Here is a 19,206-nt window from a genome sequence, read left to right as displayed (position 1 = left end):
ACGCGTCCCCTGCGGGAACTGCGTGTCGACCAGTCGCCTGGCGAGCGCGGCGTCGATCGGCGGTGGATGCCCGAGGTGTGCCCGGTCACTGCGGCCGGCTTCTGCGGCCGGCCCGGGCCGTGCGGCCAGGCAGGCGGGCGTGACGGCGCGGCACGGACCGGTGGTGGTCCCGAGGCCGGTCCCACCGCAGCGGGGAGACGCCGAGCGCCGGCCTCGTCAGCACCGATCCCTCACCACTTGCGGCCGACGCCGCCGAACTCGATCCACTCCTGCGTCTCCTGCTTCGGCGCCAGATCCGAATCGGGACGCCACGTCGACACCTCCACCAGCCCGGGGTCCAGCACCTCCAGGCCCTCCAGGAACCCGTGCACATCGGCCTCGCGGCGCACCCGCCCCCACTGGTTGCCCGTGCTCTCCGCCATGAAGTCCGTGACGAAGTCACGGATGGCCTTGTCCTCACTCACGAGCTGACACACCACCAGGAAACTTCCCGGAGCGAGACGGTCCGCCACCCGGCGTACCAGGCCCGCGGGATCGTCCTGGTCGGGAATGCAGTGCATCACCGACACGAACAGCGCGGCCACCGGCTCGTCGAGGTCGATGAGCCGGTTCACCTCCGGGTGGCCGAAGATCCCCTCGGTGTCCCGCATGTCCGCCTGGATGACCGCGGTCCTGTCGTTCTCCTCGAGTATCGCCTTGCCGTGCGCGAGGACGATGGGGTCGTTGTCGATGTAGACGATCCTGGCCTCGGGGTCCACGAGCTGGGCGACCTGATGGACGTTGTCCTGGGTCGGCAGGCCGGATCCGTGGTCGATGAACTGGCGAATTCCGTACTCGGATGCCAGGTGGTGCACGACACGCCTCAGGAACCTCCGGTTGTTCACCGCCAAGACCTTGGTGCTCGGAACGTGCACCAGCAGTTGTTCGGATGCCACCCGGTCCGCAGGGTAGTTGTCCTTGCCACCCAGGTAGTAGTCGTACATCCGTGCGACGCTCGGCACGTTCACGTCGATGTTCTTCGGAATGGAGGTGTCCCCGTTGTTCATCCAGCCCTCGCGGTTCTCGGAGAGAGAATTCGATGTCCGTGAGGGGTCATGCTAAGGATCTCGCCGGATGGCTGACAGCCCTCGGGGGAGTGAGGCAAGGCCGCAGGGTTTCGAATCAGCCATATGAGGTCCGGGGGAGAGGGGCACATCCCAGGAGCCGGACCCGCGGGTACAGCCACTTGGGCGCGGCGGTACGTCAAGTCTTGCTGCTCGACGGTCTATTGTCGCATTCTGTCGATGGGCGGAACCCGTGCGTGAGTCACACGGAGGGCCGTTCCAATGCGGCCGGAAATCGACGCCGACCCGGTCCGCCGGTCTCCTCCGGGGCCGTCCGGAACAGGTGCCCGGGACCGCGTCGAAGGGGCGCCGCCCGCGCCCGGCGGTCTATCGTGAGAGCCATGTCCGCCCCTGAGCTGATCCGCATCGTCTCGCGCGACTCCCCCATGGCCCTGGCCCAGGTCGAGCGTGTCCGGGCCGAACTCGCGGCCCGTAATCCCTGCATGGTCACCGAGGTCGTCCCCGTCAGGACGACGGGTGACAAATGGATGGGCGATCTCTCGATGGTCGAGGGGAAGGGAGCCTTCACCAAAGAGGTCGACGCCGCCCTGCTCGCCGGGGAGGCAGACCTGGCCGTCCACTGCGTCAAGGACATCCCGGCCGACCGCCCCCTGCCCGCCGGCACGACGTTCGCCGCGTTCCTCGAGCGCGACGACATCCGCGACGCCCTCGTACACCCGGACGGGCTCACGCTCGACCAACTCCCGGACGGCACGCGTGTCGGCACCTCGTCCGTCCGCCGGACCGCGCAACTTGCGGCGTCCCACCCCCACTTGGATTGCGTTCCGTTCCGCGGCAACGCCAACCGGCGGCTCGCGAAACTCGCCGCCGGAGAGGCCGACGCCCTGCTCCTGGCCGTCGCGGGCCTCCGCCGCATCGGCCGCCCCGACGTGATCAGCGACATCCTCGCACCGGAGACGATGTGCCCGCCCATCGGCGCGGGCGTCCTGGCCCTGCAGTGCCGCGAGGACGACACCGCGGCGATCGATGCCGTCAGCGCGCTCAACCACCCGGGGACCTACCGGGAGATCACGGCCGAGCGCATGTTCCTCCATGTCCTGCAGGGGCATTGCAACTCCCCGATCGCGGGGTACGCCACGGCTCACCGCAACGGAGATCTCTCACTGCGCGCCTGCGTGTTCACTCCCGACGGCAAGACCGTCCTCAACGCACACGAGTGGGCAGGACCTCTCGACCCCGCCACCCTCGGCACCTCCGTGGCAGTCTCCCTGCTGCGCCAAGGCGCACGCGAGCTGATCGACACCATCGCCCACTGAACCCGCGTGTCCCGGGCACGGCCCGGCGGTGGGGCGAGAGAACCGATCCCCTCGCACCGTCCGCGTAGGGTCGTGACCATGGTGTACGTACTGAGCAGCAGGGTATTGCTGAGGCCCGGCGACCCGGAGGCCTCCCGCGACTTCTACGGGCGGACCCTCGGGCTCCCCGTCTACAGAGAGTTCGGCACCGGACCGGACCGCGGAACGGTGTATTTCCTCGGCGGGGGCTTCCTCGAGGTGTCGGGCCGTTCCGAGACACCTCCGACCGAGTCGCTGCGGCTCTGGATGCAGGTCGCTGACTGCGCGGCGGCACACGAGGAGGTGGCGGCCCGCGGGGCGGTCGTCCTGCGCCCGCCTCTCCAGGAGCCCTGGGGGCTGATCGAGATGTGGATCGCCGACCCGGACGGCCACCGCATCGTGCTGACCGAGGTACCCGCCGACCACCCCCTCCGCTACCGCCCCTGACCGCCGTGAGGGCGGCTGTCCCTGACGCGGCTGTCCTCAGGCGAAGGCGGTGAGGGCGACACGGGCCGCCTGCGCGACGAGCGCGTCCTGCGGTTCGGCGTCGCGGGCGTCGCCACGGGTCAGCACGGCGAGGACGACGGGAGTGGACTCCGGCGGCCAGAGGACGGCGATGTCGTTACGGGTGCCGTAGCCGCCCGTGCCGGTCTTGTCGGCCACCACCCAGCCGTCCGGAGCGCCGGCGCGGATGAGTGCGTCGCCGGTGGTGTTCCGCTTGAGCCAGTCGGTCAGTACGGCCCGCCTCTCCGTGCCCAGAGCACCCCCCAGCACGTAGGCCCGCAGATCGGCGGCAAGGGCACGAGGAGTGCTGGTGTCACGGGGATCGCCGGGCGCGGCCTCGCTGAGATCGGGTTCGTAGCGGTCGCACCGGGTGGTGCGGTCGCCGAGAGCGAGGAGGGCGTCCCGCAGCCCACGGGGGCCACCGAGCTCGTGGAAGAGGAGATTGGCCGCGGCGTTGTCGCTGTAGCGGACGGCTGCGTCGCACAGTTCGCGCAGGGTCAGCCCCGTGTCCACGTGCCGCTCGGTGACCGGGGAGTTGGCGACGAGATCGCCGGGGCCGTACCGCACGCGCCGTTCGAGCCGCTTGAGTGTGTACCTGTCCAGCAATGCCCCCGCGAGCAGCGCCTTGCAGGTCGAGGCGTAGGCGAAACGCTCGTCCGGCCGGTGTGTGACGGACAGACCGCTACCGGTGTCGATCGCGTACACGCCCACCCGGGCGCCGAACTTCCGTTCCAGTTCCTGGAACGCGGGCTCCGTCCTGTGTGCTGCCCCGTCGGATCGCGAGGGCGCTGTCGCGGAGGGCGCCGGTGGAGCGGCAGCCGGCGGTGATGTGCCGCACCCGCAGAGGGGAAGGGCTGCGAGGCCGGTCAGTGCGGAGAGCGCGGCACGGCGGGGGAGTGGGGTGGGCACGAGGGCGGCGACTTCCTGACTCCGAGGGGGCTGGCGGGCAACCGTCCGCGGGCCGCCCCGGATGACGCGGGCGTCCGGGGCGCAAGGTCGCAGCCGACAGCGTTCTGGCGCTCCAGAGTAGGGCGGGCGCTTCCGTTCGCCACCGGTATGCCGTCCGTGTCGTGTTCCGCTGCGGCCTGATCAGCAGGCGCAGCCGTGTCATGGCGGACGTTCTACGCGAACAGCAACTGTGCCAGGATGCGCGCATGTCTGGTCGCGCACTGAGCTTCGGAGCAACGGCACAAGCGTACGAACGGTTCAGGCCGGGATACTCACCAGATCTGTTCGAGAGAGTGGCGGCCTATGCGGGGCAGCCGCTGCGGACCGCCCTCGAAATCGGTGCCGGGACGGGAAAAGCGACGCGCCTGTTCGCTCGACACGGGGTCGAGGTCACCGCGACCGAGCCGGACGCGGCCATGCTCGCCGAGTTGCGCAAGCATGTGCCGGCGAGCGTCAGGACGGTTCGCTCCGCGTTCGAGGAGCTTCGACCCGACAGGACGTACGAGCTTGTCTATGCGGCAGCCGCGTTGCACTGGACGAATCCGGAGGGCCGGTGGCCGCGTGTGGCGGCGCTGCTGGAGCCGGGTGCGGTGTTCGCCTCGTTCGGCGGGCCGATCCAGCCGGCCGATCCGGCTGTGGAGGAAGCCGTGCGAGCGGCACGGGCGCCGTTCCTGGAGAGTGACGCGGTCCCGTCACCGGACGGCACCCCGGCAGGTCATGCCATGCAGTGGCCAGGCACCGAGCTTCAACGGGCCCCGTGGTTCACCGACGTACAGCAGTCCGTGATCGAACGACGCTTGACCATGAGCGCTTCCGACTACGTAGGCCAGCTCTCGACCATCTCGGCCTATCTCGTCCTGCCGGCCGCGGAGCAGCAGCAGGTGTTCAGCAGGATCATGCGCGTCCTGCCGGAGACGGTCGAGGTCGCCGCCGACATCACCGTTCACCTCGCACGCCGGCGCCAGGAGGCGTAGCCCCTCGGTGGCCGCTGTCTCCGCGCTCTCGCGGGCCGGCAGCGCGACCGGGCGGGTACTCCGCCGAGGATCATGTGGGGCATGATGAGGCCATGCGAACGCGACCTGTGCTCATCTACGACGGAGACTGCGCTTTCTGTACCTCCTCCGTGATGTTCGCCGAACGGCATATCCGGCCCAGTTGTGAGATCACTCCCTGGCAGTTCGCGGATCTCGAATCCCTCGGCTCGACCCGGGAGCGGGCAGAGTACGAACTGTTGTGGATCACGCCCCCCGGAGTGATCCACGGTGGCGCGCAGGCAGTCGCCAAGATGCTGCTGAACGCGGGGAGCGGCTGGGCTGTGATGGGGGCGCTGCTTACCCTGCCTCCCCTCCGCTGGATCGCGCACGGTGTCTACCGGCTCGTCGCGAACAACCGCGAGCGGATGCCGGGCGGGACGCCTGCCTGCGCCCTTCCCGCAGACCGTCGGCCGCGCAACGGGACACCCGCTTCGGACTCCGTGCGCTGACCCTCGGACTCCGTGCGCTGAGCGCCCGGCAAGTCCTGCCGGAGCTGTCCCGAGGGCGCGTCGACGCCCGTTCCGCGCCCGCGAAGAGAGATCCGCCGACGCGCCCGTGCGACGTCCGGCCTGTCCGTCCGGCGGCGGTTGCCTGCTGCCGGACGGATCAGGGCGTGGCGCTCTCCGTTCGGGCAGGCCCGCCGCCCGGCCGGTTCAGAGCTGGAATTCTGCCGGGGACAGTCCCAACGCCGTGCATGCCTCTCGGAGAATCATGTGCTCGGCCTGCGAGAAGTTGCCGTCGGAGCCGGCGATGACGATGCCCGTCTGGAGCACGGCCCTCGCCTCGGTCGGCTTCTTGGCGGTCTTCACGATCTCCTGCATGGCATCGGCCTTGCCCTGCTGGAAGTTGAGCGTGAGCTGGTCCACATGCTTGTTGAAGCGCTGGCGCAACTGCTCCGGCGGGAAGTTCTGCAGGACATCGTTCCCCAGGATCATCGACTCCACGTGCTGACGCTCCGCAGGATCGACATGCCCGTCGGCGGCCGCGACGAGTGCGCACATCGCCATGCTCGCGTCCCGGTAGCCACCGCTCTTGAGCTCCGTCTTGAGGGAAGCCAGCTGCGACTTCAGCGTGCTGACCAACTGGGCGCGCGAACCACCACCGGATCCCTGCCCGCCGCTTCGTCCGGGCGTCGACCCGCGCGCTCCCTGGGACTGCTGCAGATTCTTGGCCTGATTCTTGAGTTGGTCCCACACTGCCATCGAGGTCACCTCGGTCTTCGTCTGAGTTGTCGGTCACGAGCCCGTGCGCTCACTCGGTCAAACGGCCGGTCACGGGTAAAGGTTCCGCAAAATGGCGAATCGGTCGGGGCGCGGCCGCCACCGAGGGGGCGGCGATGAAGCGCGCCCTGTCGGAGAGGGCTGCGGACGCCCGCATCCTCGCCTCCTCCGATGAGATCGGCGCGGCCTCGCGGTTCCGCGTACTGCCCTGGCGAGAGCCACCGGCTGCTCACCGACGCGGATACCTCCGGTACCCCTCCGTGGATGCGGTGCAACCATCCGTACTGATCGGGAGTCACATCAAGTGGGAGTAAAGCGCTCCCAGGGACACAAGGGGGAAATATGAGAATCGTACGCAATGTCGCGGCTGTCGGAGCTGTCGCCGCGCTGGCGGTGGGCGGCACGGTCGCGCTGAGCACGACGGCGTCCGCCGCACCGAACGTCACACCGCAGGGTGTCTGCGGCAAGGCCTACAAGACCGTGAACTCCGCGCCCGTCGGCTCGCTGGGCACCGTCTACCTGACGTACAACTCCTCCAACGGCCAGAACTGTGTCGCGACCATCCGGACCAACCCGGGGACGGCCAAGGCCATGTCCGCGTACATCTACGTCCCCGCCACCGACGAGTGGGCCGGGGACGACGGCAACTTCACGTCGTACGCGGGACCGGGCTACGTGTACGGCAAGGGCTACTGCGTGAGCTGGGGCGGTCACATCGACAACGTGTACGTGTCGGTGGAGAACTCCAACTGCGCCGCACGCAAGGAGCAGCGGGTCACAGAGATCCGCTGACCCCGACTCGTGAAGACGGGGTGCGGGTCCGTGCCCCGAGCGACGGCGGGCCCGGCAGGGACCATCTGCCGGGCCCGCCCACGCGTGTGACGACAGGGTCCTTCAGGCCGCGCACCGGCCGGCGTGCAGAGGCGTGCCGCCGGCCAGTTCCTCCGGATCCAGCGCCAGCGACGCCGCCGCGGTGGCGCCGACGTCCGCCAGACTGTGTGCGTCCGGAAGCAGTTCGACCCCTTCCGTGCCGGGCCGGTGGATCAGGACCGGCACATACTCCCGGGTGTGGTGCGCGTGGCCGATCGTGGGGTCGTTGCCGTGGTCGCCGGTCACGATCAGCCGGTCGCCGGGCTCCGCCAGCAGCGCCGCCAGACCGGCGAGCCCGGCGTCCACCTGCTCCAGCAGACGCCCGTACCGTTCGGCGTCCTGCTGATGCCCTGCCAGATCCGTCTCCTGCACATTGGCCACCACGAGCGCGTCGCCTCCCGCGCGTACGGCTTCCAGAGTGCGGGACAGGACCTCGTCGGTGGCCACGGCCGGATGACGTCCCGCCGTCTCGCACACCAAAATGTCGGCGGCCTTCCCCACCAGCGTGACGGGAATGCCGGACCGGGCCGCGAGGTCGGGAAGCTGGCGGGTGTGATCGAGCGGTGCGCCCAGGTGCTGCACCTGTAGGCCGCCGTTGCGGTAGAAGCCGGTGGCCGGGGTGTCGAGCCCGACCGTCCCCCCGCCGCCGGGGCGGACGAAGGAGGGGAGAGGGCCGTCCGCATGCCCCCCGACCGCGATGACGCGTGCCACCGGAGCGACGGAGCGCACCGTACGGGCGATGGCGAGGATCCCGCCGGGCCCGTCGAAGGAGGAGTCGTCGAGGCTGCCGGACGTGTTCCAGTTGATCCCGGGATCGGCCTCGAGGTTGTCATGGACCAGAACGACTCCGTCGACGAGGAGCAGGGGTTTCCCTTCGACGGTTTCCGCCCGGTGGCCGGCGGCCCGGAGCGCGCGGGTCACCTCGTCGAGATGATCGGCGAGCCGTGCCACCGTCACCCGGCTGAAGTCGGCTCCCATCATGGTCTGGTGGCCCGCGAAGGTGTCCGCGCCCGGATAGCCGAGCGCCGCCCTGCCTGCGGCGACCGGCAGACGGGTTCGGCGTGCCAGGTCGGCGTGGGGGTGGACCAGGCCGAGCCCCAGGGCCCCGAGCACCGGCAGACGCAGAGGCCGGCCGAAGGCGGTGCGCGCGTGGTCGAGGACGTGCCCGCAGGTGTCGGCGGCGAGATCGCCCGGGCGCAGGGCACCCGCGTCGGGCATGGCGCCGACCCCGAACCCGTCGATGACGACGATGACGGTCTTGGCCATGGATTGCTCCTTACTGCAGGGCGCGGCCCTGGGCGTCGTACAGGCCGTTCAGCCGAGGGGAGCCGGACGCGACTCCTGAGACGACGGCGACGGTCGAACGGGTGACGAAGATCTGGGTGCGGAAGGCGAAGAGCACGGTGTCACCGAGGCGGACGCCGGCCCCGTCGGCGGGTGCGTCGAGCAGCCGGTAGTAGTCGATGTTCTCGGGCGGAGCGGTCTGCACGCCCAGCCGTGTGCCGGTACGGGGCAGGAGAGCGCCGCGGATGTGGGAGCGGGCGTAGAAGCCGCCTCCGAACACCGCCGGGCGTCCGTCGTCGAGCGTGTGGGCGACCTCGCTGACGTACACGTACGCGGGCTTCTCCGGCTGCCCCGGATCGACGGCGTGCAGAGGGGTGGTGCCGGTGAGGGCGTGGCCCGGTTCGCCGTGGGTGGCGCCCAGTTCGGCGAGCAGCGGGAGCGAGGCCATCGAGGTGGCGCTGGGGGCGCTGAGCCTGAGGCCGTGGTGTCCCCGTGAGGCGAGGAGTTCGCGGGCCTCGAGGGCCAGGCCGAAGTTGGGCGTGGCGGCCGGCCGGCCCGTAGACGGATCGCACAGGACACAGGGGAAGGCGGTGACGCCCCCGATCCGGATGCCGTCCAGGGCCTCGGCGGCCTTCGCGAAGTCATCCAGCCGGGCGAGCGGGACGCCGCCCTCCTGGCCGGGGTGGACGAAGCCGTCGGCGCCCTCGATCCGGATCAGGACGTCCTGGACGAAGCCCAGTTCGCGCGCCGCTTCGGAAACGGCACGGGCGTTGTCCAGGTCGAAGACGGTGACGGTCTCGGGGCGCCGGGCCAGCACCTCGGGCAAGGCACGCCGGGGAATCTGGACGAGGTGCCCGACGTTTCCGGGGCGTGCTCCGGCAGCCAGCAGGGTACGGGCCTCGGCCGGGTCGATGGCCGCGGAGCGGGGGATGTGGCGGGCGACGGCCCGGATGAGTTCGGGGTTACGGCCGAGCTGCTTGACGACGAACCAGAGCCCGACGCCGAGGCGTCCGGCCTCGGCCGCCAGCAAGGCGGCGTTCGCCTCGACGGCGTCCAGGTCCATGACGTACGTGTCCGGGGGGATCGCGCCCTCCCGGTGCAGAGCGGCCGCGGCGTCGACGAGCCCGGGGTTACGTGTGAGCAGGGTGTCGAGAAACACGGTCAGTCGTCCTTCGGGTCGTCCAGGGCGGCGAGCGAACTCCGCAGGATGCCGACGACGAGGTCCGCGCCCGCCCGCATCGGGTTGACGCGTACGGTCCAGTCGGCCAGCCCGGGGGAGTCGTCCAGCGACGAGCTGGACATGCGGTAGAAGAGAGGGGCGATCTCGTACCGGGAGTTGGAGCCCACGGGATACGGGGCGGCTCCGAAGCGGGCGGCGACCGAGGGCAGCTGCCGGGCGACGGGCCGGTCGAGTCGGACGAGCAGGCAGCGGTCCTGGGCGTTGGCGATGCGGACCTCGGCCACACCGTCCACCTCTCCGGCCGCCAGTCGTTCCGCGACCTCGGCACCCACGCGCGACTGCACGGACCACATGACGGGCACGTGGGTGAGGGCACGCAGCGCGTCGAGTGCCTGGTGGCCCTGGACCTGCCCGCCGCCGGAGTAGTTGTCACGGCGGATGTGCGCGACGAGGTCCCGGGCGCCGACGACCAGGCCGACACCCTCGGGCCCGTGCAGCTTGAAGAGCGAGAAGCAGGAGGCGTCGGCGCCCAGTTCCACTCCGGCCGCCGGGGTGCGCATGACGGCGTAGTTGTCGTCGACGACCGTGCGGACCCCGGCCGCCCGGCATGCCGCGAGGACCTCGGCGGGATCGTAGGAATCGGCGAGCCGTTGCCTGGTGTGCTGGACGTACGCCCACCGGACCCGTCCGGACGTGAGCGCCTCGTGGAGGGCGGACGCGTCGTTGTAGTCCACTTCGACCGTCCGCACCCCGATGCTCCGCAGGGTGACCTCGGTGGTGCGGTAGACCGGCGCCCGGTGGATGAGCAGCGGGTCTCCGGCCCGGACGGCGGCATTGAGGGCGGCCCGGATCGCGCCGGTACCCGCGCCCTGCACGAAGGCGGCGTCCTCGGCCCCGAAGAAGTCCGCGAGCACCGCCTCGACACGTGCGGTGGTGCGGGGACGCCCGAGTCCGGGGACGACTCCGGCGTCCGACGAGAAGAGCTGATCGCCCTCGAAGTGGGCGGCGGTGGCCTCCAGCAGCCGGAACTGCATCGCCACGGCGTCGTCCAGGGGGACGGTCGCCAGTGGGAAGGTAGGGGGGAGTGCGGGGCTCATGTCAGTTGTCCTCCTCGCTCGCGCCGGTCAGGAAGCGCAGCGGATTGCGGCGGGTCAGCAGGTCGACCAGGGCGTCGTCGGCACCCGCCGCCCGGAGCCGGGGCAGAAAACTCGAGAAGAGATGGCCGTAGCCCTGGCCTCCCTCCTCCACGAGGTAGCCGTGGCGGGAGATGTCACAGCTGAGCAGGACCCGGTCGGCGTGCCCGGCCTCCAGCAGGCCGAGCAGCAGCGCGAGCCGGTCCCGGTCACTCCGGTACGACGACTTGCCCACGGTGTCGAAGGCGACGTACGCCCCTCGCGCCGCGAGCTCCCGGTGGACGCCCGGATCATCGAGCAGATCCTGGTGACCGACACTGATCCGGTCTGCGGGCAGGCCCTCACCGGTGAGGATCTCCACCTGGGCGAGCCCGCCCCGTCCGAGCTGCGCGTGCGTGGCGAGGGAGAGGCCCGTGGCGAGCGCGGCCCGCGCGCCCGCGCGGAGCACCTTGGCCTCGGGAGCAGTCGGTACGTCGCCATGGCTGCCGATCTCACCGAGGACACCGGGCCGGACACCGGTCGCGTCGATGCCGTCCTCGATCTCTCGGACGAGGACGTCGGTCAGCTGATCCACGGTGCTGGCCTCGATCTCCGGCGTGTGGAACGGCTCGTAGTACCAGCCGGTCGAGGCGACGACGGCGACCTGGGAGTCCCGCGAGATCCTGGTCAGGGCACCGACGTCGCGGCCCATGCCCCGGCAGGTCAGCTCGATGACGAGCGAGAGCCCGCACTCCTTCCGCAGGGCGGTGAGTTCAGCGGTCACGGCCCCCGCGTGGCGCTCCGGACGGAGGACGGCCGCGCCGTCGCCCTGACGGTCCAGGTCGAGGGCCAGGTGCTCGTGGGCCAGGGCGGGACCGCGCACGGAAGCGGCGGACAGCTCTCCGGTGACGGTGCGCAGGGTGCGGGGTGCGGGGCGGTTCATCGTGCAGCCTTCTTTCGCGTACGGGCCGGTCCTGTCCGTGAAGTGGTCAGCCCTTCAGCGGCGTGAACAGGTCGAGCCAGTACAGGATGTTGAGGAGAATCCCGCCGACGATCACGGCCGCCGGAGCGGCGGCCATCCTCACCACCGGCCGGCCCATCGCCTCGTTGAGCAGGTAGAGACCGCCGACGACGAGGATGCCGAGCCCGCCCCCCATGGCGTTCGCGGCCATCAGCGAACCGAACAGGATCGCGAGCTGGAGGGCGTCCCCGATGGCGCTGCGCAGATGTTCGGAGGAGTCCCGGACGCTGGGCAGCTTGCCGAGGAGCCTGCCGATCCAGGAGAGCGCCAGCACCTCGGAGGCGAACACGAGTGCACCGACCACTGCTGCCACGAAAGGGTTCGGCATGAGATAGCCGATCGGATACACCAGCGTGAATCCGGCGATCCCGTAGGCCCCGGAGGCCAGCGCGGTCGTCGCGATCAGCGGAATGAAGCCGAACACCCGGTAGAAGTCGACCTGAGCGGCCTCGGAGTACTGCCCCTTCGCGATCAGGAAGCTGGTCGCCTCGCCACCGCCGAATATGTGCATCTGCGCGAGCACACAGACCCCGGCCCCGAGCACCATGAACAGCGGCAGATACCTCCGCAGACGTGCGGCGCTGGCGCTGAAGAGCGACGCCATCGGGTCGTCCTGAGGGACGTCCTCCACGACAACCGACGTCCGGTCGGCCCGGCGCTGCCTGACGTCCTTGGAGACGGCCAGCCCGATGAGCATCAGCACACCGGCCGCCATGGCCAGCGCTCCGGCGAACATGTTCGGCCACAGCTTCATGGTCATGACGACGAGGACCAGTTCGAGGACTCCGGCGACACCGCCCCACTTGCGGCCGAACTGCTTGGTGATGGCGAGCACCGGGAACAGGGTGAAGAGGAACAGGATCGGCGTCGACATCTGCTGCATCGCGGTCAGGAAGTCGACGGGGAGATCGTGGGCCACGTTGTTGGCGCCGTTCAGCCCGAATACGACGACGGCCCCCCAGGCGGCACCCAGGACCGGAGCGAGCCATTTCCTGGGCGACAGCATCCCGAGGATGTCGGTGGGCAGGAACACCAGCCACGGATTCAGGACACCGGTGGACAGCGCCATCGGGGCACCGAGCCCGAAGATGAAGCCCGCGGAGAGACCGAAGGAGACAGCGGTCGTCGCGCTGCGGGTGGTGCGTCCCTGGATGAAGTCGAGAAGGAAGGGACGTACCCCGTCGTTGAAGACGGCCAGGGCCATGTGCGAGATGTAGGCCGTCAGCGCGCAGAGGGCGATCACGGTCAGTTGCTGGGCGAGTGTGAAGTCGAGGCTGGTACCGGCGGCGAGTGTGGTGCTCACGAGTCACTCCTTGGTGCCCGGGATGATGCGAAGAGGCTGACGTCAGCCGCGGGCAGCGATGGCGCGTGCCATGAGGGGGGCGATGGCGTCGATCTGGTCCATCGAGAAGCCGAAGACCTTCTTGCCGTCGTCGAGCAGAGCGGCGATCTCCTCCTCGGTGGGCACGCTCCGCCCGAAGGTGTGGCATGCCGCGCTGCCCATGAGACCGACGAGCACGCCCAACGAGGCGCCCGCTCCCGTGTGACACGTGCCCAGGTAGTAGTCGGCCTGCCCCATCCGGAGTTTCATAGCGGCGTCCATGTCGCTGGAGGGGATGATGTCGAGGGCGTCGATACCGAGCCCGCCGATGGCCTGGGTGACCTCGACCTTGCCGACTCCACCCGTGAGGATCTTCGTCATCACTGCTCTTCTCTCTGTAGCGGTTGGTTGCGGAACAAGAGGTCCGGTCAGCCGGCCGAGGCCGGTCCGGACGGGGGCCGCTGAGCCAGGACGGCCAGGTGCATGCCGAGGAAGTTGACCTCGGAGTCGGGGAGCGCGGCCCCCAGCTGCCTCTCGGCACGGGCCGAGACGGCGCGGGCGCGGGCCACAGCGTCGGGATGCCCGGCGAGCTCTGCGGCGATCTGTTCGTCGGTGAGGAACTGCTCGACCGGCTCACCGTCCAGGAGCCGGCCGAGGGCCATCATCAGGTGGCTGGTGAGCATCCCGGCCGTCGCTTCGGTGACGGTCAGGCCCTCGGACTCCAGGGAGGTCAGCTCGGCAGTGACGAAATCAGCCACCTCGGGCCTGACCTGACCGCCCTCGCGGAAGAGCTGGAGCCGCAGTGCGAGCTGGTCGTCCATCATGATCCTCCTAAATCAACAGTAACCAGGATTCTGTATTTTGAGGACGGCCGACGCTCCGGAGAATTGAGACACCGGTCACCCCGCCCTTCGCCGGTCAGTACGAAGGCACGCGCTCCCCTCTCAGAACCTCACCCTGCAGTCGCTTCACCAGGGGCAGGTCGAGCGACGCGCGGACCGCGGCCAGCGCCTGCGCCCCGTCCGTCCGGCAGATCACAGCGGCACTGGAGTTGCGCAGCGCCAGCTCACGGGTGACCTCGTCCCCGAGCGGAAGTACTTCGACACCGGGACCGATCCGGTCCCGCGCCTCGTCGAGATTCCATACGGTCGCGTCCACCTCGTCGCGCGAGAACAGGTCGGGCAGCTGCATGTACGAGGTCTCCCGCCACACGATGTCCTCCCGGCCTGCGAAGACGCGCTCCACGAGCATCCGCAGATCCTCCGAGGTGTGGTCGATGGCGACCCGAAGGCCTGACGCCTCCAGGTCGGCGCCCCGCCGCACGAGCATGCCGTGCGCGCCGACGTAGGTGGCCGGTCCGAGGTCGGCGACCAGCTCCACCGGGTGTTCCGCGGTCAGCCGGTCGGCGGCGAAACGCGACAGCACGACCAGGTCGACCTTGCCTTCCAGCAACGCCGCGGTCCGGGCGCCGGCGCCCCGCATGAACGTGACCGCGAACGGCGCACCCGCCTCCTCGAAGGCGCCCCGCAGCCCGGTCGCCAGACCCTCGTACCGCCGCGAGTAGGGGAGTGGCATGGCGGCGAGCAGGGTGCCGAGGCCCGACAGCCGCCACAGGATGGTGCGATCGGACCGGACCAGGAACGTGCCGAGATGGCCGCGGGCGGTGGTTGAGATGGCTCCCGACTGCTCCAGCAGCTGGAGGGCCGCCTGGACGGTGCCGTTGCCGCAGCCCAACTGCTCCGCGAAGTCCTTCACCCTGGGCAGGCGGGTGTCCGGCTCGTGACGCAGGAGCACGGCGGCGAGCTGCCGGGCGGCGAGGCCGTTACGGGTGAGGAAGCGGGCGTCCAGGTCGTTCACAAATCAAACAGTAAACAGGATTCTGGATATTGACAAGGAGCGTCTGTGAGCTGATCCATTCGCCCCGCTGCGGTGGTGAGGGCGCGGAGGTGGCAGGAGCATGAGCTCGGAGATCCGCCTGCGGGAGAGCGTGCGCTCGGCGCCGCGGCGTACCAGGGACAGCGAAGAGGAGTTGTTGGCTGTGACAGACGTAGCGAACTCAGGTGCCGGCCGCGAGGACGACCGCCCGGTACTCACGAACCGGCAAGGTCACTCCGTCTACGACAACCAGAACCAGCGGACGGTGGGTGCCAGGGGCCCGGCCACCCTGGAGAACTACCAGTTCCTGGAGAAGATCAGCCACTTCGACCGGGAACGCATCCCCGAGCGCGTCGTACACGCGCGGGGCGTGACGACGTACGGATACTTCGAGGCGTACGGCAAGTGGGGCGACGAGCCCATCTCCCGCTACACGCGGGCCAAGCTCTTCCAGACGGAGGGCAAGCGCACCGATGTGGCGGTCCGCTTCTCGACGGTCATCGGCGGACGTGACTCCTCCGAGGCGGCGCGGGACCCACGCGGTTTCGCGGTGAAGTTCTACACCGAGGACGGCAACTGGGACCTCGTCGGCAACAACCTCGGTGTCTTCTTCATCCGGGACGCGATCAAGTTCCCGGACGTCATCCACGCGCTGAAGCCTGACCCCGTCTCCCACGAGCAGAAGCCGGGCCGGATCTTCGACTTCATGTCGCAGACTCCTGAGAGCATGCACATGCTCGTCAACCTCTTCAGCCCGCGCGGCATCCCCGCCGACTACCGCCACATGCAGGGCTTCGGCGTCAACACGTACAAGTGGGTGAACGCCGAGGGGGAGTCCGTGCTGGTCAAATACCACTGGCTTCCCAAGCAGGGTGTACGCAGCATGACCGCCGAGGACGCGGCGAACGTACAGGCCCAGGAGCTGGGGCACGCCACGAAGGATCTGTACGAGGCCATCGGGCGCGGGGACTACCCCGAGTGGGAACTGGTGGTCCAGATGATGTCGGACGACGAGCACCCCGAGCTGGACTTCGACCCTCTGGACGACACGAAGACCTGGCCCGAGCAGGACTTCCCGCCGAAGCCCGTCGGCCGGATGGTGCTGAACCGGACGCCGGACAACTACTTCGCCGACAACGAGCAGGCGTCGTTCGGCACGGGCGTGCTCGTCGACGGACTGGACTTCTCCGACGACAAGATGCTCGTCGGAAGGACCTTCTCCTACAGCGACACCCAGCGCTACAGGGTGGGCCCGAACTATCTGCAGTTGCCGGTCAACCAGGCCAAGAACGCGCACGTGGCCACCAACCAGCGCGACGGGCTGATGGCGTACGACAACGGCCACCAGGGGGAGAACCCCGAAGTGAACTACGAGCCCTCCATCACCGGCGGCCTGCGCGAAGGGCAGTACCCGACGCACGACGAGCAGGGACCCGAGATCCGGGGCCGGCTCACCCGCAAGCGGATTCCCCGGACGAACGACTACCTGCAGGCCGGCCAGCGGTACCAGCTCCTGGAGGACTGGGAGCGGGACGACCTGGTGGCGAACTTCATCGACATGCTCTCGCAGTGCGACCGGCCGGTGCAGGAACGGATGGTCTGGCACTTCCTCCTCGTCGAGAACGACCTGGGGCTGCGGGTCGGGAAAGGCCTCGGAATCGGTCCCGAGGACGTCGCGGGGCTGAAACCGCTGGCGAGCCAGGACCTTTCGGACGACGAGCGCAAGCGCCTCGCCAATCTCGGCAAGAATCCACCGCGCGAGGTGGAAGGCCTGACGATGACACACTGTGTGCCCGACGAGCGGCATGTCGTCAGCCGCTGAGCCGACGGACGGAAGGTGTGGCTGTGCGCCTGTTGCTGACATCGGACACGCACGTGCCCAAGCGGGCCAGGGAACTGCCCGCTCCCCTTCTCGGGGCGCTGGACGCGGCCGATGTCGTCGTCCACGCGGGTGACTGGGTGGACGCGGCGACTCTGGACCTCTTCGAGTCCCGCGCGCGGCGCCTCGTGGGAGTGTTCGGCAACAACGACGGGCCGGAGCTGAGAACCCGGCTGGACGAGGTGGCGCGCGCGGAGCTCGACGGGCTCCGCCTCGGTGTCGTCCATGAGACAGGAACGTCGCAGGGCCGCGAACGACGCTGCGCGGCCCGCTTCCCCGATCTCGACGTCCTGGTGTTCGGCCACAGCCATATCCCGTGGGACACCGTCGCGCCCGGTGGACTGCGACTCCTCAACCCGGGTTCGCCGACCGACCGGCGTCGGCAGCCCTCGTGCACCTACATGACGGCCCAGGTGGCGGGGGGCGAGCTCGTCGATGTACGCCTCCATCACCTCCCGCCGCGTACCTGACGTACAACTCGCCGGTCCCGCGGCGCGGGGCAGGCCGGGGCCGCTCGCCGCCCCTGCCCCTCGGCGGGCTTCTCCTGCGGCCCTCCGCCCGTGACGTTCCTCCGCAACGGCTACGCCCCGGCCGGCCTCATGGGGCCGACCGGGGCGCAGGACCGGCTTCACCGCCCGCGGGCGCGTCGGCCGAGTGAGACCCGGAGGTCAGGAGCCGCTGCCGACCTCCTTGTTCACCGCGGCCGGAGAGTCGTACTCCTTGTCGGGGATGCCGCCGAGCGCGTCCATGATGTTCTGGTCGGCCCCGTGCCGCTGCGCCTGGTCGATGATTTCCTGCTTCGGGGCCGGGTAGTTCACGCCGCCGAGGCACTTCTGCAGTTCGATGGGGTTCACGGTCATGGACGGATGCGTAGCCTGCCGGCCGGAGGCCGACACCGGCTTCCAGATATCTCACGACAATGGAGCACGGGCCGGTACGCGCAGTTGTCGCGTGACCGGTACGGCTGTCCGGGCAGCCGTACCGCCCAGTTCCTGGCCCCGGGCGACACGGCCTTGAGGGGCCGCCCGGCGTGCGCCTACCGGAATCCGGTGGCTCCAGTCCGGTTTCCGCCGCCGAGAGCCCACGCCTCGATGTCCCCGTAGTGGATCGGCCCACGGCTACGGCCGGCGTTGCTGCCGACCAGATGCAGACGTTCGGCAGGCCAGGGACTGCCGGTGAACCCGGCGAACACTTCAGCGATCTCTGCCGCCGAGGTCCGGTCTCCCCGGCGGGCACGGGCCAATGTCAGATGGGGGCGAAGAGGCCGGTCCTCGAAGGCGACTCCCGCCCCCTTCACCGCCGTACGCACATCGGCGGCGAGCCGACGCAGTTCGTCGAGGTCCCCGTCGAGGTCCCCGTCGATGCCGCTCCACAGCACCCGGTCGTCGAAGGTGCCGCTGCCGTGCAGCGCCAGGCGGGGCGGCCGGCGGTCCGCCGCGAGGAGAGCGAGCGGCCGGCGCAGGAGCGGAACGGTCTCGACCGGAAGTTCCCCGAGGAAGGCCAGGGTGATGTGCCAGTCCTCGATGCGGTTCCATCGCATGTGAGGGTGCGTGTCATACGCCGGACGCAGCTCCCGGGCCAGCTCCTCCTTCGCGTGGTCGGGCGGGGCGAGGGCGATGAACACACGCACGGTCGTCGGCTGGGTCTGTTCGTTCACACAGATCTTCGTACAGCATCCGCTCGGCCGGGCTCCGGACCGGGGGGCGACGGAGCCGACCGATCGAAGCCGGCCCCGGGAGCCTTCATGTGCACGATGCGCCCCGCCACCGGACCGGGGTACCCCGTTCGGTGACGCGAGGTCCGGCGGCGGTGACCCCCGGAGGCGGTGCGTCGTTGAGTCGCTGATCGATATCGCACGGCGAACCGGGAGCACAGATGGTGACAGCTCGGCGGAGGTGCTCCCGGGCGGGTGTCGCGCTCCGGTGCGGCGCCGCGACGTTCGTTCTCGTCCTGACCGGCTGCGGTGGCGGCGGTGGTGTCGGGAGCGACGCGAAACCGCCCGCGGACACGCCCACGACAGCCATGCCCGCCGCACCGGTGCCCGAGACCGCACGCTCCTCCTCGCCGAGCGGTACGGCTGACGGGGCGGCCGAGGCCGAGGCACTGGAGACGTACGGCCTGATGTGGACGGAGCAGGTCACGGCGTACCGGGCTGCCTCGGCCGACGGGACGGACCTGAAGCGGTACACCTCGCCAGACGTGTGGGCCGCGTTCGAGGCGGACCTGGCCCGCATGAAGAAGGAGCGTACGGCTATGCGCGGCGACCTCCGTCACGAGCCGGAAGCCACCGTGCTCGCCGGTGCCCAGCCGCCCACGGTGACGGTGAAGGACTGCGTGGACGGATCGGACTGGCAGACCCTCGACACGACGACCGGCTGGCGGATCCCGCCCCCGCCGGGCCGGCCGGTCAGGTACGCCGTCACGGCGAAGTTGGAGCGGGCGGACGGGGAGCGGTGGACGGTCACCGAATACACCCCCCACCGGACCAGCCCGTGCCAGGGCCTGTCAGGCGATTGATCACCCAGCCGTGCGCCCCGGGGCGCAACGGCCTTGCCACGAC

At 69.9% G+C, this 19,206-nt stretch carries 21 protein-coding genes and 1 pseudogene; 9 read left to right on the top strand and 13 right to left on the bottom strand.

Translation table 11 applies throughout. The features are described from left to right. Window positions 1-230: 230 nt before the first annotated feature. Window positions 231-1,046 (bottom strand): SAM-dependent methyltransferase, encoded by an 816-nt coding sequence (locus tag AB0P41_RS23440; protein ID WP_356710812.1) that lies wholly within the window; start codon window positions 1,044-1,046, stop codon window positions 231-233. A 398-nt stretch (window positions 1,047-1,444) separates the two neighbouring features. On the opposite strand from AB0P41_RS23440, the gene hemC reads away from it, so the two are divergent. Next, the gene (gene hemC / locus AB0P41_RS23435; RefSeq protein ID WP_365933957.1) at window positions 1,445-2,380 is read left to right on the top strand and encodes a hydroxymethylbilane synthase; all 936 of its coding nucleotides are present in this window, start codon (window positions 1,445-1,447) and stop codon (window positions 2,378-2,380) included. 78 nt (window positions 2,381-2,458) lie between these two features. Continuing rightward, the gene (locus tag AB0P41_RS23430; RefSeq protein ID WP_365933955.1) at window positions 2,459-2,845 is read left to right on the top strand and encodes a VOC family protein; all 387 of its coding nucleotides are present in this window, start codon (window positions 2,459-2,461) and stop codon (window positions 2,843-2,845) included. 36 nt (window positions 2,846-2,881) lie between these two features. Here AB0P41_RS23430 and bla read toward each other — a convergent pair whose 3' ends face one another. Continuing rightward, the gene (gene bla / locus AB0P41_RS23425) at window positions 2,882-3,811 is read right to left on the bottom strand and encodes a class A beta-lactamase (protein WP_356710807.1); all 930 of its coding nucleotides are present in this window, start codon (window positions 3,809-3,811) and stop codon (window positions 2,882-2,884) included. Window positions 3,812-4,011: 200 nt separating this feature from the next. Here bla and AB0P41_RS23420 point away from each other — a divergent pair, with 200 nt between their 5' ends. Both AB0P41_RS23420 and AB0P41_RS23415 read left to right on the top strand, forming a co-directional pair. Continuing rightward, complete coding sequence (locus AB0P41_RS23420) at window positions 4,012-4,824, top strand: class I SAM-dependent methyltransferase (protein ID WP_356710805.1); 813 nt, start codon at window positions 4,012-4,014, stop codon at window positions 4,822-4,824. Between the two features lie 92 nt (window positions 4,825-4,916). Then, a complete protein-coding gene (locus tag AB0P41_RS23415) occupies window positions 4,917-5,333 on the top strand; it encodes a DUF393 domain-containing protein (RefSeq protein ID WP_356710803.1) in 417 nt (138 codons plus the stop codon). A gap of 204 nt (window positions 5,334-5,537) precedes the next feature. Here the strand turns inward: AB0P41_RS23415 and AB0P41_RS23410 are convergent, their stop codons facing one another. Beyond that, window positions 5,538-6,086: a tellurite resistance TerB family protein gene (locus AB0P41_RS23410; RefSeq protein ID WP_356710801.1), complete on the bottom strand. Its 549-nt coding sequence runs from the start codon at window positions 6,084-6,086 to the stop codon at window positions 5,538-5,540. A 122-nt stretch (window positions 6,087-6,208) separates the two neighbouring features. On the opposite strand from AB0P41_RS23410, the pseudogene AB0P41_RS23405 reads away from it, so the two are divergent. Together AB0P41_RS23405 and AB0P41_RS23400 are read left to right on the top strand one after the other, a co-directional pair. Continuing rightward, window positions 6,209-6,322: pseudogene (locus tag AB0P41_RS23405) on the top strand (DeoR family transcriptional regulator); the annotation flags it as partial. 124 nt (window positions 6,323-6,446) lie between these two features. Further along, window positions 6,447-6,896, top strand: coding sequence for a spore-associated protein (locus tag AB0P41_RS23400; RefSeq protein WP_356710798.1), 450 nt, complete (start codon window positions 6,447-6,449; stop codon window positions 6,894-6,896). Between the two features lie 102 nt (window positions 6,897-6,998). On the opposite strand, the gene AB0P41_RS23395 is transcribed toward AB0P41_RS23400, so the two are convergent. The 8 genes from AB0P41_RS23395 to yhfZ all read right to left on the bottom strand — a co-directional run bounded on the left by AB0P41_RS23395 (window position 6,999) and on the right by yhfZ (window position 14,749). Continuing rightward, window positions 6,999-8,240, bottom strand: coding sequence for a phosphopentomutase (locus AB0P41_RS23395; RefSeq protein ID WP_365933951.1), 1,242 nt, complete (start codon window positions 8,238-8,240; stop codon window positions 6,999-7,001). A 10-nt stretch (window positions 8,241-8,250) separates the two neighbouring features. Further along, complete coding sequence (locus tag AB0P41_RS23390) at window positions 8,251-9,417, bottom strand: alanine racemase (RefSeq protein WP_365933949.1); 1,167 nt, start codon at window positions 9,415-9,417, stop codon at window positions 8,251-8,253. A 2-nt stretch (window positions 9,418-9,419) separates the two neighbouring features. After that, the gene (locus AB0P41_RS23385) at window positions 9,420-10,535 is read right to left on the bottom strand and encodes an aminotransferase class V-fold PLP-dependent enzyme (RefSeq protein WP_365933947.1); all 1,116 of its coding nucleotides are present in this window, start codon (window positions 10,533-10,535) and stop codon (window positions 9,420-9,422) included. 1 nt (window position 10,536) lies between these two features. Beyond that, window positions 10,537-11,493, bottom strand: a complete 957-nt coding sequence (locus tag AB0P41_RS23380; protein WP_365933945.1) for a phosphotriesterase — start codon at window positions 11,491-11,493, stop codon at window positions 10,537-10,539. A gap of 46 nt (window positions 11,494-11,539) precedes the next feature. After that, window positions 11,540-12,874 (bottom strand): YhfT family protein, encoded by a 1,335-nt coding sequence (locus tag AB0P41_RS23375; RefSeq protein ID WP_365933943.1) that lies wholly within the window; start codon window positions 12,872-12,874, stop codon window positions 11,540-11,542. 42 nt (window positions 12,875-12,916) lie between these two features. Next, a complete protein-coding gene (locus AB0P41_RS23370) occupies window positions 12,917-13,273 on the bottom strand; it encodes a DUF2620 domain-containing protein (protein ID WP_356710786.1) in 357 nt (118 codons plus the stop codon). 47 nt (window positions 13,274-13,320) lie between these two features. Then, entirely contained in the window at window positions 13,321-13,713 is a 393-nt protein-coding gene (locus AB0P41_RS23365; RefSeq protein WP_356710784.1) for a transcriptional antiterminator, read from the bottom strand. A gap of 97 nt (window positions 13,714-13,810) precedes the next feature. After that, the gene (gene yhfZ / locus AB0P41_RS23360; protein ID WP_356710782.1) at window positions 13,811-14,749 is read right to left on the bottom strand and encodes a GntR family transcriptional regulator YhfZ; all 939 of its coding nucleotides are present in this window, start codon (window positions 14,747-14,749) and stop codon (window positions 13,811-13,813) included. Between the two features lie 181 nt (window positions 14,750-14,930). Here yhfZ and AB0P41_RS23355 point away from each other — a divergent pair, with 181 nt between their 5' ends. Both AB0P41_RS23355 and AB0P41_RS23350 read left to right on the top strand, forming a co-directional pair. Next, window positions 14,931-16,589, top strand: a complete 1,659-nt coding sequence (locus tag AB0P41_RS23355; protein ID WP_356710780.1) for a catalase — start codon at window positions 14,931-14,933, stop codon at window positions 16,587-16,589. 23 nt (window positions 16,590-16,612) lie between these two features. Further along, window positions 16,613-17,116: a metallophosphoesterase gene (locus AB0P41_RS23350; protein ID WP_356710778.1), complete on the top strand. Its 504-nt coding sequence runs from the start codon at window positions 16,613-16,615 to the stop codon at window positions 17,114-17,116. A 198-nt stretch (window positions 17,117-17,314) separates the two neighbouring features. Here the strand turns inward: AB0P41_RS23350 and AB0P41_RS23345 are convergent, their stop codons facing one another. Next, window positions 17,315-17,506, bottom strand: coding sequence for a DUF2795 domain-containing protein (locus AB0P41_RS23345; protein WP_356710776.1), 192 nt, complete (start codon window positions 17,504-17,506; stop codon window positions 17,315-17,317). Between the two features lie 176 nt (window positions 17,507-17,682). Further along, a complete protein-coding gene (thpR, locus tag AB0P41_RS23340; RefSeq protein ID WP_365933939.1) occupies window positions 17,683-18,303 on the bottom strand; it encodes an RNA 2',3'-cyclic phosphodiesterase in 621 nt (206 codons plus the stop codon). 218 nt (window positions 18,304-18,521) lie between these two features. Here thpR and AB0P41_RS23335 point away from each other — a divergent pair, with 218 nt between their 5' ends. Next, entirely contained in the window at window positions 18,522-19,163 is a 642-nt protein-coding gene (locus tag AB0P41_RS23335) for a secreted protein/lipoprotein (protein ID WP_356710772.1), read from the top strand. Window positions 19,164-19,206: the final 43 nt, after the last annotated feature.

The organism is Streptomyces sp. NPDC079167 (assembly GCF_040686735.1).
Classification (GTDB): Bacteria; Actinomycetota; Actinomycetes; order Streptomycetales; family Streptomycetaceae; genus Streptomyces.
Note: the sequence above shows the minus strand (reverse complement) of the source record. Positions and strands in the feature narration are given on the sequence as shown.

Coding starts and splice junctions, on each gene's coding strand:
- AB0P41_RS23335 (WP_356710772.1), top strand. CDS start 18,522: ATGGTGACAGCTCGGCGGAGGTGCTCCCGGGCGGGTGTCGCGCTCCGG.
- AB0P41_RS23395 (WP_365933951.1), bottom strand. CDS start 8,240: ATGGCCAAGACCGTCATCGTCGTCATCGACGGGTTCGGGGTCGGCGCC.
- AB0P41_RS23430 (WP_365933955.1), top strand. CDS start 2,459: ATGGTGTACGTACTGAGCAGCAGGGTATTGCTGAGGCCCGGCGACCCG.
- AB0P41_RS23365 (WP_356710784.1), bottom strand. CDS start 13,713: ATGGACGACCAGCTCGCACTGCGGCTCCAGCTCTTCCGCGAGGGCGGT.
- AB0P41_RS23410 (WP_356710801.1), bottom strand. CDS start 6,086: ATGGCAGTGTGGGACCAACTCAAGAATCAGGCCAAGAATCTGCAGCAG.
- AB0P41_RS23415 (WP_356710803.1), top strand. CDS start 4,917: ATGCGAACGCGACCTGTGCTCATCTACGACGGAGACTGCGCTTTCTGT.
- AB0P41_RS23400 (WP_356710798.1), top strand. CDS start 6,447: ATGAGAATCGTACGCAATGTCGCGGCTGTCGGAGCTGTCGCCGCGCTG.
- AB0P41_RS23345 (WP_356710776.1), bottom strand. CDS start 17,506: ATGACCGTGAACCCCATCGAACTGCAGAAGTGCCTCGGCGGCGTGAAC.
- AB0P41_RS23380 (WP_365933945.1), bottom strand. CDS start 11,493: ATGAACCGCCCCGCACCCCGCACCCTGCGCACCGTCACCGGAGAGCTG.
- AB0P41_RS23440 (WP_356710812.1), bottom strand. CDS start 1,046: ATGAACAACGGGGACACCTCCATTCCGAAGAACATCGACGTGAACGTG.
- AB0P41_RS23370 (WP_356710786.1), bottom strand. CDS start 13,273: ATGACGAAGATCCTCACGGGTGGAGTCGGCAAGGTCGAGGTCACCCAG.
- AB0P41_RS23420 (WP_356710805.1), top strand. CDS start 4,012: ATGGCGGACGTTCTACGCGAACAGCAACTGTGCCAGGATGCGCGCATG.
- AB0P41_RS23385 (WP_365933947.1), bottom strand. CDS start 10,535: ATGAGCCCCGCACTCCCCCCTACCTTCCCACTGGCGACCGTCCCCCTG.
- hemC (WP_365933957.1), top strand. CDS start 1,445: ATGTCCGCCCCTGAGCTGATCCGCATCGTCTCGCGCGACTCCCCCATG.